The organism is Salipaludibacillus sp. CUR1 (genome assembly GCF_021028955.1).
Lineage (GTDB): Bacteria > Bacillota > Bacilli > Bacillales > Salisediminibacteriaceae > Salipaludibacillus.
In genome coordinates, this window is sequence record NZ_JAIWPE010000092.1 from 1 (window position 1) to 609 (window position 609).

General features: G+C 50.2%; 1 rRNA gene. It reads right to left on the minus strand.

The window, feature by feature from the left end:
• Positions 1-609: ribosomal RNA gene (locus K8O68_RS15640) — 23S ribosomal RNA — on the minus strand; the annotation flags it as partial.

Genomic DNA, 609 nt, shown 5'->3' on the forward strand with positions numbered 1-609 from the left:
CCGAGTTCTCTCAAGCGCCTTGGTATTCTCTACCCAACCACCTGTGTCGGTTTGGGGTACGGTTCCTGGTTACCTGAAGCTTAGAAGCTTTTCTTGGAAGCATGGCATCAACCACTTCGTGTTCTAAAAGAACACTCGTCATCAGCTCTCGGCCTTAGAATCCCGGATTTACCTAAGATTCCAGCCTACCACCTTAAACTTGGACAACCAACGCCAAGCTGGCCTAGCCTTCTCCGTCCCTCCATCGCAATAACCAGAAGTACAGGAATATTAACCTGTTTTCCATCGACTACGCTTTTCAGCCTCGCCTTAGGGACCGACTAACCCTGCGTCGATTAACGTTGCGCAGGAAACCTTGGTCTTTCGGCGTGGGTGTTTTTCACACCCATTATCGTTACTCATGTCAGCATTCGCACTTCTGATACCTCCAGCAAGCTTCTCAACTCACCTTCACAGGCTTACAGAACGCTCCTCTACCGCATCACTTACGTGATACCCGTAGCTTCGGTGTATGGTTTGAGCCCCGTTACATCTTCCGCGCAGGCCGACTCGACTAGTGAGCTATTACGCTTTCTTTAAAGGGTGGCTGCTTCTAAGCCAACCTCCTAG